The organism is Synechococcus sp. WH 5701 (assembly GCF_000153045.1).
GTDB lineage: Bacteria > Cyanobacteriota > Cyanobacteriia > PCC-6307 > Cyanobiaceae > Regnicoccus_A > Regnicoccus_A antarcticus.
This window is the reverse complement of sequence record NZ_CH724159.1, coordinates 605,899-618,244: the sequence shown is the minus strand read 5'-3', so window position 1 is coordinate 618,244 and position 12,346 is coordinate 605,899. Positions and strand designations below refer to the sequence as shown.

General features: G+C 69.3%; 13 protein-coding genes. 6 read left to right on the top strand and 7 right to left on the bottom strand.

Annotated features, from left to right (window positions below; translation table 11 throughout):
* Nucleotides 1–130: 130 nt before the first annotated feature.
* The 4 genes from WH5701_RS04035 to WH5701_RS04020 form a co-directional block, all read right to left on the bottom strand.
* Entirely contained in the window at nucleotides 131–772 is a 642-nt protein-coding gene (locus WH5701_RS04035; protein ID WP_006170695.1) for a DUF4178 domain-containing protein, read from the bottom strand.
* A gap of 68 nt (nucleotides 773–840) precedes the next feature.
* Nucleotides 841–2,373 carry a polyamine aminopropyltransferase gene (locus WH5701_RS04030; RefSeq protein WP_006170694.1) on the bottom strand — a complete coding sequence of 511 codons (1,533 nt, stop codon included), beginning with the start codon at nucleotides 2,371–2,373 and terminating at the stop codon, nucleotides 841–843.
* A gap of 2 nt (nucleotides 2,374–2,375) precedes the next feature.
* Nucleotides 2,376–2,606 carry a hypothetical protein gene (locus WH5701_RS04025; protein WP_006170693.1) on the bottom strand — a complete coding sequence of 77 codons (231 nt, stop codon included), beginning with the start codon at nucleotides 2,604–2,606 and terminating at the stop codon, nucleotides 2,376–2,378.
* A gap of 1 nt (nucleotide 2,607) precedes the next feature.
* Nucleotides 2,608–3,654, bottom strand: coding sequence for a hypothetical protein (locus tag WH5701_RS04020; protein WP_156776532.1), 1,047 nt, complete (start codon nucleotides 3,652–3,654; stop codon nucleotides 2,608–2,610).
* Between WH5701_RS04020 and WH5701_RS04015 the strand changes: the two genes are divergently transcribed.
* From WH5701_RS04015 to WH5701_RS04005, 3 genes are read left to right on the top strand one after another with little or no spacing between them, the layout of a single operon-like run.
* Complete coding sequence (locus WH5701_RS04015) at nucleotides 3,653–3,862, top strand: DUF350 domain-containing protein (RefSeq protein WP_006170691.1); 210 nt, start codon at nucleotides 3,653–3,655, stop codon at nucleotides 3,860–3,862. The two genes, WH5701_RS04020 and WH5701_RS04015, sit on opposite strands and share 2 nt — an antisense overlap.
* A gap of 16 nt (nucleotides 3,863–3,878) precedes the next feature.
* Nucleotides 3,879–6,380 (top strand): ligase-associated DNA damage response DEXH box helicase, encoded by a 2,502-nt coding sequence (locus tag WH5701_RS04010; protein WP_006170690.1) that lies wholly within the window; start codon nucleotides 3,879–3,881, stop codon nucleotides 6,378–6,380.
* Between the two features lie 59 nt (nucleotides 6,381–6,439).
* On the top strand, nucleotides 6,440–7,687 hold the full coding sequence (locus WH5701_RS04005) for a glycosyltransferase family 2 protein (protein ID WP_156776659.1): 1,248 nt from the start codon (nucleotides 6,440–6,442) through the stop codon (nucleotides 7,685–7,687).
* Between the two features lie 89 nt (nucleotides 7,688–7,776).
* Here WH5701_RS04005 and WH5701_RS04000 read toward each other — a convergent pair whose 3' ends face one another.
* Nucleotides 7,777–8,013: a hypothetical protein gene (locus WH5701_RS04000; protein ID WP_006170687.1), complete on the bottom strand. Its 237-nt coding sequence runs from the start codon at nucleotides 8,011–8,013 to the stop codon at nucleotides 7,777–7,779.
* Between the two features lie 104 nt (nucleotides 8,014–8,117).
* On the opposite strand from WH5701_RS04000, the gene WH5701_RS03995 reads away from it, so the two are divergent.
* The gene (locus tag WH5701_RS03995; RefSeq protein ID WP_006170686.1) at nucleotides 8,118–8,387 is read left to right on the top strand and encodes a hypothetical protein; all 270 of its coding nucleotides are present in this window, start codon (nucleotides 8,118–8,120) and stop codon (nucleotides 8,385–8,387) included.
* A gap of 31 nt (nucleotides 8,388–8,418) precedes the next feature.
* Here the strand turns inward: WH5701_RS03995 and WH5701_RS03990 are convergent, their stop codons facing one another.
* The gene (locus WH5701_RS03990; RefSeq protein WP_006170685.1) at nucleotides 8,419–10,551 is read right to left on the bottom strand and encodes a 4Fe-4S binding protein; all 2,133 of its coding nucleotides are present in this window, start codon (nucleotides 10,549–10,551) and stop codon (nucleotides 8,419–8,421) included.
* Nucleotides 10,552–10,583: 32 nt separating this feature from the next.
* Between WH5701_RS03990 and WH5701_RS03985 the strand changes: the two genes are divergently transcribed.
* Both WH5701_RS03985 and pdeM read left to right on the top strand, forming a co-directional pair.
* Complete coding sequence (locus WH5701_RS03985) at nucleotides 10,584–11,168, top strand: glutathione S-transferase family protein (protein ID WP_006170684.1); 585 nt, start codon at nucleotides 10,584–10,586, stop codon at nucleotides 11,166–11,168.
* 12 nt (nucleotides 11,169–11,180) lie between these two features.
* Entirely contained in the window at nucleotides 11,181–11,888 is a 708-nt protein-coding gene (gene pdeM, locus WH5701_RS03980) for a ligase-associated DNA damage response endonuclease PdeM (protein ID WP_006170683.1), read from the top strand.
* On the opposite strand, the gene WH5701_RS03975 is transcribed toward pdeM, so the two are convergent.
* Nucleotides 11,845–12,279, bottom strand: a complete 435-nt coding sequence (locus WH5701_RS03975; protein WP_006170682.1) for a CBS domain-containing protein — start codon at nucleotides 12,277–12,279, stop codon at nucleotides 11,845–11,847. The two genes, pdeM and WH5701_RS03975, sit on opposite strands and share 44 nt — an antisense overlap.
* Nucleotides 12,280–12,346: the final 67 nt, after the last annotated feature.

Sequence of the window (12,346 nt, the reverse complement as noted above, 5' to 3'; positions counted from 1 at the left end):
CCGATTCGCCTAGCAATTCAATTGCCGACAAGTTTTGCCATAGATGTATCGCGAATCACCGGCCTAGGTTCGCTTCAGATAGGATCACTTCAGAAAGTCTCCAATTAGCTTCCACTGCGGATAGTTCCTCTTATCGGTACACCGAGCGCCCATCCCCCGGCAGCAGCACCAGGGAAGCAGGATCCAGCTGGCGGCCAAGGGTCACTTCCGCCTCATTCTCCGTGGGCTCGAGCTCAGAGCCAGGGGCCGGTGGGCGGGAGCCGGGACTGCCCCCATCCCAGCGCTCCAGGGACAGCACCAGGCCATCGGGACCCTCGTAATCGCCGAAGCGGCAGCCGCTCATACGCCGGTTCATGGTGCGGGAGGTGGAGCTCACCGCCGCGCGGCCCTGTTCCTTGAGCCGGTAGGTGACCCCCTCCCAGGTGATCGTCCCTGGGAAGGGCAGGGGCTGACGATCCAGCTGGCGGGCCAGCTCAGCCGGGCCCTGCTCCAGCCAGCTCACCTCCAGCCAGTCGTCTTCACAGACACAGAGCCAGCGGCCCTCGCTGCCATCGCGGAGCAGATACTCGAGCCACTGAAAACCCTCCTCGTCGTAGAGCAGGCGGTCTTCCACCACCCAGTCGCGGCCGTCGGCCTGGACGATGTCGCCGGTGCGCAGGTCGAAGAGCGTGCGCTCCTGGGGTAGTGCCGCTGGGCGTCGACGTCGCTTCTGCAGCTGGCGCAGGGCCCACGCCGCCACCAGCAGCAGCACCAGCAGAACCCAGACGCCCATGGGCACGGCCTCGGCCCGGAGCCCGACGCCCGGAGGAGATCAGTCTATCGAGCAGCGCCGGGCGGGGATCAGTCCTGCCGCCAGAGGGACTGGCGCTGGTATCCATCCAGAACCGGCCGCGTCAGACGGTTCGGCAGCACCACCGCATCGCCTGGCGGACGAAGATCCCGGGGCAGCACGAACAGCGTCTCCAGCTGGGCGCGATCGAACCAGCGCCCCTCAAACGGCGGGGTTGCCACCTGCAAGGGCCGGCCGGGGCGATGGGCCAGCACGAACCCCCAGGGCCCGAAGCTGGGCACATCGACGCTGTAGGGCCGCGTGACCAGATCCAGCTCGGCCATGGTGGCCTGGATCGAGGCCATCACCTTCGGAGTGAAGAACGGAGTGGAGGCCTGGGTCACCAGTAAGCCAGCGGGCGCCAGCCGCCCCAGCAGGCGCCCATAGAACGTGACGCTGTAGAGCCGCGCCAGGGCCGGGCTGTCGGGGTCGGGGAAGTCGGCGATCACCACGTCGTAGGGGCCGGGCAGGCGACGCACCAGCTCGAAGGCATCACCGATGTGCGTCTGCACTCGCGGGTCGTCAAGGCTGGCCTGGTTCAGACGGCGCAGGAAGGGATGGGCCCGGGCCAGCTGGAGCATCTGCGGATCCAGCTCCACCAGATCAAGCCGGCGCACGCCTGGCCAACGCAGGATCTCCCGTGCCGCCAGGCCATCGCCCGCCCCCAGCAGCAGCACCCGCTCGGGCCGCCCGTGCAGGGCCAGGGCCGGATGCACCAGCGCCTCGTGGTAGCGGTATTCATCGAGGCTGGAGAACTGCAGGTTCCCATCGAGGAACAGGCGCAGATCACCGCGGCGGCTGGTGAGCACGATGCGCTGATGCCGCGACTGAACCCGCCCCACCACCGGATCGTCGTAGAGGCCATCCTCGATCCGGTTGCCGAGGGGCACCAACGCCCAGGCAGCCAGCGCAGCCAGGGGAAGGGCACCGCTCACCGGCCAACGCCAGCGGCGGCAGCCGGGGAACACCCAGCACAGCACCGCGCTGCTGATCAGGGGCATCATCGCCAGCAGGCCAGCGGTGGGCAGCAGGCCGAACCTGGGCAGCAGCAGCAGCGGAAAGAGCAGGGACCCCAGCAAGGCCCCGAGGTAATCCAGGGCCAGCACCCGGGCCAGGGCTTTGCGCAGGTGCTGCTGGCTCTCCAGCAGCCTGGTGAGCAGGGGCACCTCCATGCCCCCCAGCACCCCCACAAGCACGGTCACCACCACCAGGGCCAGCCAGAGCGGGCCATCGACGCTGAACAAAGCGAACAGCGCCAGCGGTCCCAGCAGGCAGAGCGGAGAGAGGCAGAGCTCCACCAGCAGGAAGGCACTCAGGAGCCGCTGCTGGGGCCGCTCGCCGCCGCCCACGAACTGGCTCAGCCAGGCCCCCAGCCCCATGGCCGCCAGGAAGGTGCCGATCACCATCCCCGTGGCCAGGGCCACGTCGCCGAGCAGATAGCTGGCCTGGGTGACAAGCATCAGCTCCAGCACCAGCCCCACGCTGGAAGAGAGCGCGGCGGTGGCCAGCAGCACCCGCACCTGCAGCGGCGAGAAGGGCGGCATGCCTACTTGGCCGTCCCGGGGCCCCGCCCCTGGAATCCAGGCCAGTTGGAGCGACCGCTGCGGGGCACCCACTGGCCGCCCCGGTAACTGCCGCGGTAGCTCACCCCACTGGATCCTGACGGCACCCCCTCCTGCCCCAGCTGGAACAGAAAGGGCCGGCTGACCGCGGTGACCGTGCCCACCGTCACCGCCGAGAGGGTGAGCACCAGGATCAACGTGCGCTCGGGAGCCATCTCAGGCCTCCAGCGTCAGCACCGCCACCGGGTGGGCGCTGAGCACGCCGTCCTCCAGCACCAGCCTCATCCACTCGATCTCCCAGGGCTCACCGCCATCGGCGATGGTTTCGGGCAGCGTCAGCCGCAACCCCAGGCTGGCGGGCTCGTCCACCTTGAGATGGAGCACCTCCTCCACCGTCAGCCAGTGGTCGCCGTCGCTGGAATGGGCCGCCACCGGCAAGACCCTCTTGAAGCCCAGGCGCGAGCGGCCGAGGGCATCGCTCACCTCCAGCTGCAGCTCCGCCTGCAGCCGGGGGGCGAGGGGGCCGGCGTCGCTGGTGGATCGTTCGTAGCGGGCCCTCAGCGCCACACGCACCAGGCCAGGCCCCCCCAGGCGGCAGCGCAGGCGCAAGTGGTTGTCTTCCAGCCGCAGCACCTTGCGCAGGCGCCAGTTGCGGTAGATGGATCTCATGGCGATCCCCGCCATCAGCAGCGTCACCAGGGCGGTGAACCACAGCAGCGGCGCATCGACGCTGTGGTTGCGCACCTCCAGCAGCACCAGCAGGGGGCTCTCCAGGGGCCGGCCAGCCGTATCGAGCAGATCCTCGAGCGTGAGCCGCAGCCGGTACATCCCCGCTTGCGGCGGCCGCAGCGACAGCCGCACCCCGTCGTCGCTCTCCTCCCAGCGGCCACTCTCGCCCCCCTCCGACCAGGTGCCGGTTTCGCGCCAACCGTCCTTCGCCAGCTCCAGCACGGTGGCGCCGCCGGCATCGAGCAGCTCCACCCCCAGGCCCATCGAGCTGTTCACGGGCAGCTCGGCCCGCAGCTTGATCAGCGGACTGCCGAACCCGCCTGATTCCAGGCGCAGGGGTTCGCTGGTGCTCGACTCCTCCGGTGCCACCGCGATCTGCTGGCGCTGGGGCCGCTCCAGCAACGAGAGCAGCAGGACCAGCAGAGGAATGAGGGGCAACAGCCCCAGCAGCAGCGGCCAGCGCCGCACATCCGCCGGGCCGGGCTTTGCACCAGACCGGTCCTTAGCCTGAAGGGCGCTTCGGGATGCCGCCATGGTCAAACCCCTGCTCCAGCTCCTGCTGACGGTCGGGTGGACCGTCGTCGGGGTCATCCTCATCTATGCGGGCCTGTTGCTGTTCGACAAGCTCTCCCCGATCGACTATCGCGCCGAGATCCGCAAGGGCAACGTGGCGGCCGGCGTGGTGCTGGGGGCTGTGATCCTGGCCATCGCCGCGGTGGTGGTGGGCATCCTCACCACCTGATCCGGACCCCCCCGCCTTGGCCTCCCAGCCCGTTGCACTCGAGCCGATCGAGGCCTGGTTCCGCCACAAGGGCTGGCGACCCCTTCCCTTTCAGCGTCAGTGCTGGAAGGCCTATCTGCACGGGCAGAACGGTCTGATCCAGGTACCCACCGGCGCCGGCAAAACCTATGCGGCGGTGATGGGACCCATCGCCGCCATGCTGGCGAATCCAGGACCGGGCCTGCGCCTGCTCTATCTCACGCCCCTGCGTGCCCTCAGCCGCGACCTGGCCCTGGCGATCCGCGAGCCAATCGAGGCCATGGGCTGGCCGCTGACGCTGGGCATTCGCAACGGCGACACCGCCAGCAGCGAACGCAGCCGTCAGCTCGCTCAGCCACCCCAGATCCTGATCACCACGCCGGAATCGCTCTCGGTGCTGCTGGCCAACCGGGCAGCGCAGCAGCTGTTCGCGGGCCTCGAAGCAGTGGTGCTGGATGAATGGCACGAGCTGATGGGCAGCAAGCGCGGCACCCAGACGGAGCTGGTCCTGAGCTGGCTGCGGGGGCAGCGCCCGGGGCTGCGCACCTGGGCGATCAGCGCCACCATCGGCAACCTGGAGGAGGCCGCCCGGGCAGCGGTGGGGGTTGGGGCGACAGAGGACCCCCTGCTGGTGAGGGCGCGGGTGCGACGGGGCACGGAGATCCGCAGCCTGCTGCCGGAGTCGATCGACGGCTTCCCCTGGGGGGGCCACCTGGGCCTGCGCATGTACGAGCAGCTGGTGGCGGCCCTGGATCCGGCCATTTCCACCCTGCTGTTCACCAACACGCGCAACCAGGCGGAGCGCTGGCACCAGTGCCTGCGTTACGCCTGTCCCGAGATGGAGGACGGTCTGGCCCTGCATCACGGCTCGATCGACCGGGCCGAGCGCGAGGCGATCGAAGCCGGGGTGAAGGCGGGGGACGTGCGCTGGGTGGTCTGCACCAGTTCCCTTGATCTGGGGGTCGACTTTCAGCCGGTGGAGAGGGTGGTGCAGATCGGCAGTGCCAAGAACCTGGCCCGGTTGCTGCAACGGGCCGGCCGCTCGGCCCACAACCCCGGTGGCACCTCCCAGGTGCTGTTCATGCCCACCAACGCCCTGGAGCTGCTGGAGGTGTCGGCGATGCGGCGGGGACTGGGGGAGGGGCTGGTGGAAACCCGCCGGCCGCCGGTGGCGCCGCTGGATGTGCTGCTGCAGCACCTCACCAGCCTGGCCTGCGGGCCGGGCTTCGATCCGGAGCGGGAGCTGGAGCGGGTGCGCAGCAGCTGGAGCTACCGCAACCTCGATGAGTCCAGCTGGCAGTGGTGCCTGCGCTTTCTGGAGCACGGCGGCGACTGCCTCGGCGCCTATCCCCGCTTCCGCAAGCTGGAGCGGGAGGAGCCCTGCCTGTACCGGGTCAAGGATCCCGCCATCGCCCGCCTGCACCGACTGGGAATCGGCACGATCACCTCCAGCAGTTCAATCAGCGTCAAGGTGGTGCGCGGAGCCACCCTCGGCCATGTGGAGGAAGGGTTCGTCTCGCGCCTGAAGCCGGGTGATGTGTTCTTTTTCGCCGGGCGGCAGCTGGAGTTCGTGCGGCTGCGCGACATGACCGCCTTGGTGAAAGCCAGCACCCGCAAGAGCCGCACGGTGCCCGCCTGGGCCGGGGGCCAGATGGCCCTCTCCGATCTGCTCAGCGTTCACCTGCGCCGGGAAGTGCACCGCTGTGCCGGCGCCATCCAGTCGGCGGATCCGGCGGCAGCCAGCGCAGAAGATCACCGGCTCGACACGGCTGAACTGCGGGCCCTGGAGCCCCTGCTGCGCCGCCAGGCCGACCTCTCGCGCCTGCCGCGGGAAGATCAGTTCCTGGTGGAGGTGACCCGCAGCCGTGAGGGCAGCCACCTGTTCGCCTACCCCTTCGAGGGGCGCTTCGTGCATGAGGGGCTGGGCTTCCTCTGGGCCGGCCGCCTGACGCGGATCCAGTCGGCCACGATCACGGTGTCGGTGAACGACTACGGCTTTGAGCTGCTGGCCCCCCGCGGCTATCCCTTCGAAGCGCTCTACGAGGACTGGAGCGAGGCCCTGCTCGATCAGACGGAACTCGAAGCGGATCTGGAGGCTTCGATCAACCTCTCGGAGCTCTGCCGCCGCCGCTTCCGGTCCATCGCCCAGATTGCCGGCCTGGTGGTGAATGGCTTCCCGGGGCAGAAAAAGAGCGGTGGTCAGCTGCAGATCAGCGCTGCCCTGCTCTTCGATGTCTTCAACCGCCATGAACCCGGCAACCTTCTGCTGGAGCAGGCCCGCCGCGAAGTGATGGATGAGCAGCTGGAACTGGGTCGCCTGCGCCAGGCCCTCGAGCGCCTCAGCCGCGCCCAGCGACTGCTGGAGCGCACACCACGGCCGGGTCCCTTCGCGTTCCCGCTGCTCGTGGAGCGCCTGAACAACCGCATGAGCAACGAGTCGGTGCTGGAGCGGGTGCAACGGCTGGTGGCCGAAGCCCGGAAGGCTGAAGACGACGGCTGAGCCGGGTCAGCTCGGGATGAGCGGCGAGAGTGGGCGCCCCTGGGCTGGGCCCGATGACCATGACGATCGCGCTTCAGCTGCTGCTGGCGGCGGGTTGGCTCGCGGCCTTCGGGCTGCTGGTGCTTTTGCTGGCACTGGAGCTCACCATGGGCCGCGCTCCGCGCCTGGGGGCCACCCCAGCGGGCGCTTCGAAGGGGGGTGATGCAGCCAACGGTCGCGACATCCTCAGCGTGATCGTGCCTGCCTACAACGAGGCAACAAGGATCAACAGCTGCGTGGGCGCCCTGCTCGCCAGTGAGCTGGGGGGGATGAACTGGCGGCTGGTCGTGGCTGACGATGACTCCAGCGACAGCACCGTCGAGGGGCTGGAGGCACTGATCGAAGCCGGAGCGTTCCCATCCCCGCCCCTGGAGGTGCTGCGCTGCGGGCCCCGCCCAGCCGGCGAGCGCTGGAGTGGCAAGACCTGGCCCTGCAGTGAAGCGGTGCGACTGCTGCCCCAGCGCCCCACTCCCGATCCGGACCCCGCCGCGACGGAGTGGCTGCTGTTCATCGATGCCGATGTGAACGTGGCGCCGGCGGCCCTGGCCAGTGCCGTGGCCGAAGCCCGCCGCAGCGGGGCCGATCTGCTCACCCTCGCTCCGCGGATCCGCTGCGGCTGCCTGGCCGAATGGGTGGTGCAACCGATCGTGGTGGCGCTGCTGGGCCTGGGCTTTCCGATCGCCCGCGCCAACAATCCCGACGACCCCACCGCCTTCGCCGCCGGTCCGTTCATGCTCTTCCGCCGCTCCAGCTATGAGGCCATCGGGGGTCATCGAGCCCTGGCGGCGGAGGTGGTGGAGGATCTGGCCCTGGCGCGGGCGATCAAGCAGCGGGGCCTCAGCCTGCGCTACCTGCTCGGCATCGACCTGCTGGAGCTACGCATGTATCCCGATTTCGGCTCGCTCTGGGAGGGCTGGACCAAGAACTGGCATCTGGGACTGAACCGCAACCCGCTGCTCACCCTCGCCAGTGGCGCCGTGGTTCTGGGCCTGTTCAGCGGCCCCTGGCTGCTGCTGCTGCTGGCGGGGCTGCAGGCGATCCAGCAGCCGTTGGCCTGGCCGTCACTGCTCACGCCGGCCCTGGTGGGAGTGGCCCTGCAGCTGGCGGTCAGGCTCTGGAGCCGCTGGCGTTTCGGGCTCGGCCTGCGCCACTGGTGGCTGGCCTGGCTGGGGGGTCTGGTGATTGCCGCGATCGCTCCGGTCTCGATCTGGAAAACGAGCACCGGCCGGGGCTGGACCTGGCGGGGCCGTTCGCTCAGGCCTTACTGAGCTTCTTGACGATCCAGTTCATCAGCACCAGGGAGCCCACCAGGGCAATCAGCAGGGCGATGGTCATGGGGGAAAACCTTCTGGCGTTATTATGTCGGGTCGCTGAGCAGGGAATCCACCAACACCGTTCCATCCCGCAGCAGCCGCGCCACGGTGAGGTTGTTCACCGGTTCATCGTGGCCACCCTCCAGCAGCCACTCAGCCATTTCCATGCGCAGGGCATAGGCCTCCTCGAATCGTTCATGGCTCTCGAGGGCGTGCAGGCGGCACTCGAGCCAGTGGCGGGTTTCGCCCGGTAGCTGGCGCTGGAGGCGTCGTCGAGTCACTGGAGCTCTCCATCCATGGCTGAATCCTGGCCGAGCGCCTCGCGTTTGGTGTAGCAAGAGGAACACATCCGGTTGGACACTGGACGCCGCTGGATGCCGTCGCGATGAGCCACCACTGCCTTGGGCCTGCCCTGGCGATCACCGCCCTGCTGGCCAGCCCGGGTGGGGTCTGGGCGGCAGCCACCACCTATGACACCCGCCACGACTGCCGCCTCTGGCGGAGCAGCCGCGGCCTGGAGCGGGTCGAGATCGCCAACCGCCTCGGTGCCGCCAACCTGCTCACAAAAGAGCACAACTTCGCGGTGGCCACCCCCGGCGAATCCCGCAGCCTGTACAGCAGCTCCGACATCCGGCGGCTCTGCGCGCTGCAGTGAAGGCGAGGCGGATCCTGCCGTGGGTTCCTACCTAACTCGCCACCGCCACCAGCCAGCGCCCACCCGCCCCCAGCACCAGCGCCGCGGCGCTGCCCCACCACAGGGCCGCCCGGCTGTTCAGCAGCAGGCGGCGCAGCAGCACCAGCGACCCGCCGACCCCCACCACCAGCACCAGGCTCTGGCAGAAGGCAATCACGTGGTGATCGGCGCTCCAGCTGGGCAGAGGCCGCTGGAAAGTGACCGGCAGCAACCGGCCCGCTTCCGCCATCCCCACCGGCAGATGCCGCGCCAGCAGCAGGGCCCAGAGAAAGGGCAGCAGGCCATAAAGCCCGAGGCTCAGGCGCCGGGCGGCCCGGGCCGGCGGCGTCAGCCAGCTCCCGAGCCGAAGCGCCACCAGGGCCAGGGCCGAGGGCAGCGCCAGGGCCAGGGTGGCGAAGGCCAGACGCGGCAGCAGGGGACCCTCCTGCAGGCTGTCGGGGGCCAGGGGCAGTCCCCCCAGCAGGCGATCCCAGAACTTCAGGCAGACGCCGCCGGCCAGCACCAGAATCAGACCTGCCTCACCGTCGGGTGGGGTCATCTCCCGCTGTAAATCAGCGGCGGGAGGCCGCAGGCTCAGTTGCACGGAGCGGTGCGGGCAGGCCTGGGCGCAGGTGAGGCAGAGAACACAGTTGCGATTGTCCTCAAGGTGGGCCGGGTGGGTGCCGAGCGGGCAACCAGCTGTGGCCAGGCCCTCCCCGTCGGCGGGACCGCCTTTGAAGCAGGCATACGTGCTGCAGCTGCCGCTGCAGGTGCCCACCTGGGCGCGCAGCTCCAGCACAGAAAGCTTGGCAAACAGGCCGTTCATCCCCCCCACCGGGCAGAGATAACGGCACCAGAAGCGCTTCTCGAAGCGCAGGGAACCGATCACGGCGCCGGCGGTGATCAGCAGCAAGAGGCAACTGCTCAGGCGGGCGCTGTTCTCCAGATTCGCCAGCTCCTCCCAGAGCAGGATCGCGGCGAAGCCGGCGGCCAGGGCCGGCGCAGCCCAGCGGTCGGTCTCCCCCCTCGGCCAGCGGGAGGGCTGCCAGCCCAGGGCAGCGGCCAGCTTCTGGCTGATCTCGCCCCAGACCATGAACGGGCAGAAGGAGCACCAGAGGCGGCCCACCAGGGGATACCCCAGCAGGATCAGGGGCCACCACCACGCCCAGAACAGGTTCAGCATCCCGTTGTGGGCACGGTCCTGGGGACCCAGCCACAGCCACAGATTCACCAGCACGAACACCCAGCTCACCAGAGCGAAGAGCAGGGCGTTCCACAGCCGCGGTGAGCGCATCCGCAGACGCAGGGACGGCTTCCAGCGCCACAGATCGAAGCGCGGGCGGATCTGACGGGAGGGGAGCCAGAAGACCTCTTCCGGAAGCTCCGGTGGCGGCTCGCCTTCAGCCGGAACCGGCAGCTGGCGCAGGGCCCGCTCCACCAGATCCTCAAGCTCGCGCACATTGCCGGGGAAGTCACGGGTCTGCAGGCGCCGGATTAGCTCCGTGCCCACCACCGGCGCCACCGGCCAGCCCAGGGCCCTGCTCTTGAGACGCAGGTCGTAGCGCAGCCAGTCGCCCAGGTCCTGGCGCCGGACCCTGAGCGGCGGCACCCGGATCAGCGTGCAGACGCGCTCAAAGCCGGGCACCACCGCCTCGGTGGTGAAGAACACCCTGCCGGGGAAGTGGTGGAGGGCTTCGGCTGGATCCGGGGCCTGCCAGCGGCCGCTGCTGGCCAGCTCCAGCAGGGCAGGCAACAACTGGGGATCGACCCGATCGAGCTTGTCGATCAGCAGGGCACCCACCTCGGGATTCTCCAGAAAGGAGGCCTCACCGCCACGGCCGGCGGCACCGAAGAGCTCTACGCCATCGCCCCGCAGCAGCGCGCCGTCAAGCCGAACCATCAGCTGCCGCCTGGCAGGGGAGCCGAAGTGGATCAGGGCGGCGATGTTGTCCTTCTCCAGCCCCGGTTCGCCGCTGATCAGCAGCGGGCCGCCGAGCGGATCCTGGGAGGCCGTACGCACCGCCTCGCGCAAAGCGCTGGCATAACGGCTGTCGCCGACGATGCCGCGACGGGCGCGGCCCACCAGATGGGGCGCCAGACGGAGCAGGCTGTCGGCCACTGGCGCTTCCTGCTGATGAGGCTCCATTCTGCGGCGAGGATTTACACCGCACCCATCCCATGACCCTGACTCTTTACGGAGGAGCCCGCTCGCGGGCCTCGATGCCGCGCTGGTATCTCGCCGAAAAGGAGATTCCCTACACCTGGCGCCTGCTCGACATGCAGGCTGGAGAGCACCGGCAGGAGGCCTTCCTGGCCCTCAATCCCTTCGGCAAGGTGCCGGCCCTGGAGGACACCAGCGCCGAGGCCCCTCTGGGCGGACCCCTGCGCCTGTTCGAGAGCGGCGCGATCCTGCTCTACCTCGCTGATCGTTACGGCCAGGAGTACACCAGCCCCGAGCAACGGGCCCTGGCCGAGCAGTGGGTGCTGTTCGCCAATGCCACCCTGGCCACGGCCCTGTTCGTGGAGTCGGCCCGGGAGCGGGAGTTTCCACGGCTGATGGCCGCTCTCGACCAACTCCTCGCCAAAGGGAGCCCCTTGATCGGTGAGGCCTGGGGTGTGGCCGACTGCGCCGTGAACGCTCACCTGGCTTACCTGCCGATCTTTTTCCCCCAACTCGATCTGAGCCCTTACCCGGCGGTTCAGGCCACGATCGAGGCCACCCGCGCCCGGCCCGCCTACCAGGCGGCGATGGCCACAGACTGAGCGCACGCGGCGATGGCGGATCAACCCCTTGATCGGGCCCCCTTCCACTGGCGGGGGCAGCGGCTGGAGCTGCTGGCAGCCAAGGCCCTCTGGGATCCCCGGCAAGAGCTGCTGCTGCTGGCCGACCTGCACCTGGGCAAGGCCGAAACCTTCCAGAGCCACGGTATCGCCCTGCCCAGCGACGGGGATGCCGGCACCCTCAACGCTCTCCTGACCCTGGCCCACCGCTGGCGGCCCCGGGAGGTGGTGGTGCTGGGCGATCTGATCCACAGCCGCATCGGCCTCACCACCGAGCTGCGCCAGAAGCTCAGAGCCCTGCCCCAGCTGCTGGGCTGCCCCTTGAGGCTGATCGGCGGCAACCACGAACGTGGCAGCTGGATTGAGGGACTGCCCCAGGAGCCGGCCACGGCCCGGGGGGGACTCTGGCTCAGCCATGGCCCCGAAGACCTGCCCCCCGCCGGGTCTGCCGATCTTCTGCACGTCTGCGGTCACCTGCACCCGGTGGCGCTGATCGGCGACCGCAGCGACCGACTGCGCCTGCCCTGCTTCAGCTACAACCCCGGAGGCGGGCGGCTGGTGCTGCCCTCCTTCGGGCAGCTCACCGGCGGACAGCCCTGCGATCCGCGCGAGCAGGTCTGGCTGGTGGCTGACGGGGCGATCGTGCCCTGGCAGGAGCTCAGCCCTCGGCCGCCAGGGCGCGCACCACGTCGCCGCGGGTGAGCACCCCCACCACGGTCTCGCCCTCACGCACGAACAGCCTCTGGGTGGAGCGGTCGTGCAGCAGCTTGGCGGCGGCCGCCAGCGTCACCTCGGCGCTGCAGCTGTGGGGATGGCGGCTCATCACATCGCCCACCGTGTTGCCGAGCACCTGGTGCACCTGCTTGTCCCAGTCGAGGGGATTGCGCAGGTAGATGACGGCGTCGAGCAGCATCACGTAGGGGCCGGCATCAAAGCCGCTCTCCCGCACCATCAGATCCTGCTCACTCAGTTCTGCGATCAGGGCCCCCTGCTCATCGAGCACGGGCAGGCCGCTGATGTGGTGATCACTCATCAGCTTCACCGCCTCCTGCAGCGGCGTGGTCGGTGTCACCGACAGCACGGGTGTGGACATCGCGTCGGCCACCCGTACGGTTCCTGGGGTGTCGGGGGTCATCGGTGCAGAGCGTCTGCAAGGGTTC

Bases quoted from the DNA above. Each gene is read 5' to 3' on its own strand.
- WH5701_RS03985 (WP_006170684.1), top strand. From the start codon at position 10,584: ATGACCCTGACTCTTTACGGAGGAGCCCGCTCGCGGGCCTCGATGCCG.
- WH5701_RS04015 (WP_006170691.1), top strand. From the start codon at position 3,653: ATGGTCAAACCCCTGCTCCAGCTCCTGCTGACGGTCGGGTGGACCGTC.
- WH5701_RS04030 (WP_006170694.1), bottom strand. From the start codon at position 2,373: ATGCCGCCCTTCTCGCCGCTGCAGGTGCGGGTGCTGCTGGCCACCGCC.
- WH5701_RS04020 (WP_156776532.1), bottom strand. From the start codon at position 3,654: ATGGCGGCATCCCGAAGCGCCCTTCAGGCTAAGGACCGGTCTGGTGCA.
- WH5701_RS04035 (WP_006170695.1), bottom strand. From the start codon at position 772: ATGGGCGTCTGGGTTCTGCTGGTGCTGCTGCTGGTGGCGGCGTGGGCC.
- WH5701_RS04005 (WP_156776659.1), top strand. From the start codon at position 6,440: ATGACGATCGCGCTTCAGCTGCTGCTGGCGGCGGGTTGGCTCGCGGCC.
- pdeM (WP_006170683.1), top strand. From the start codon at position 11,181: ATGGCGGATCAACCCCTTGATCGGGCCCCCTTCCACTGGCGGGGGCAG.
- WH5701_RS04025 (WP_006170693.1), bottom strand. From the start codon at position 2,606: ATGGCTCCCGAGCGCACGTTGATCCTGGTGCTCACCCTCTCGGCGGTG.
- WH5701_RS03975 (WP_006170682.1), bottom strand. From the start codon at position 12,279: ATGTCCACACCCGTGCTGTCGGTGACACCGACCACGCCGCTGCAGGAG.
- WH5701_RS03990 (WP_006170685.1), bottom strand. From the start codon at position 10,551: ATGGAGCCTCATCAGCAGGAAGCGCCAGTGGCCGACAGCCTGCTCCGT.
- WH5701_RS03995 (WP_006170686.1), top strand. From the start codon at position 8,118: ATGAGCCACCACTGCCTTGGGCCTGCCCTGGCGATCACCGCCCTGCTG.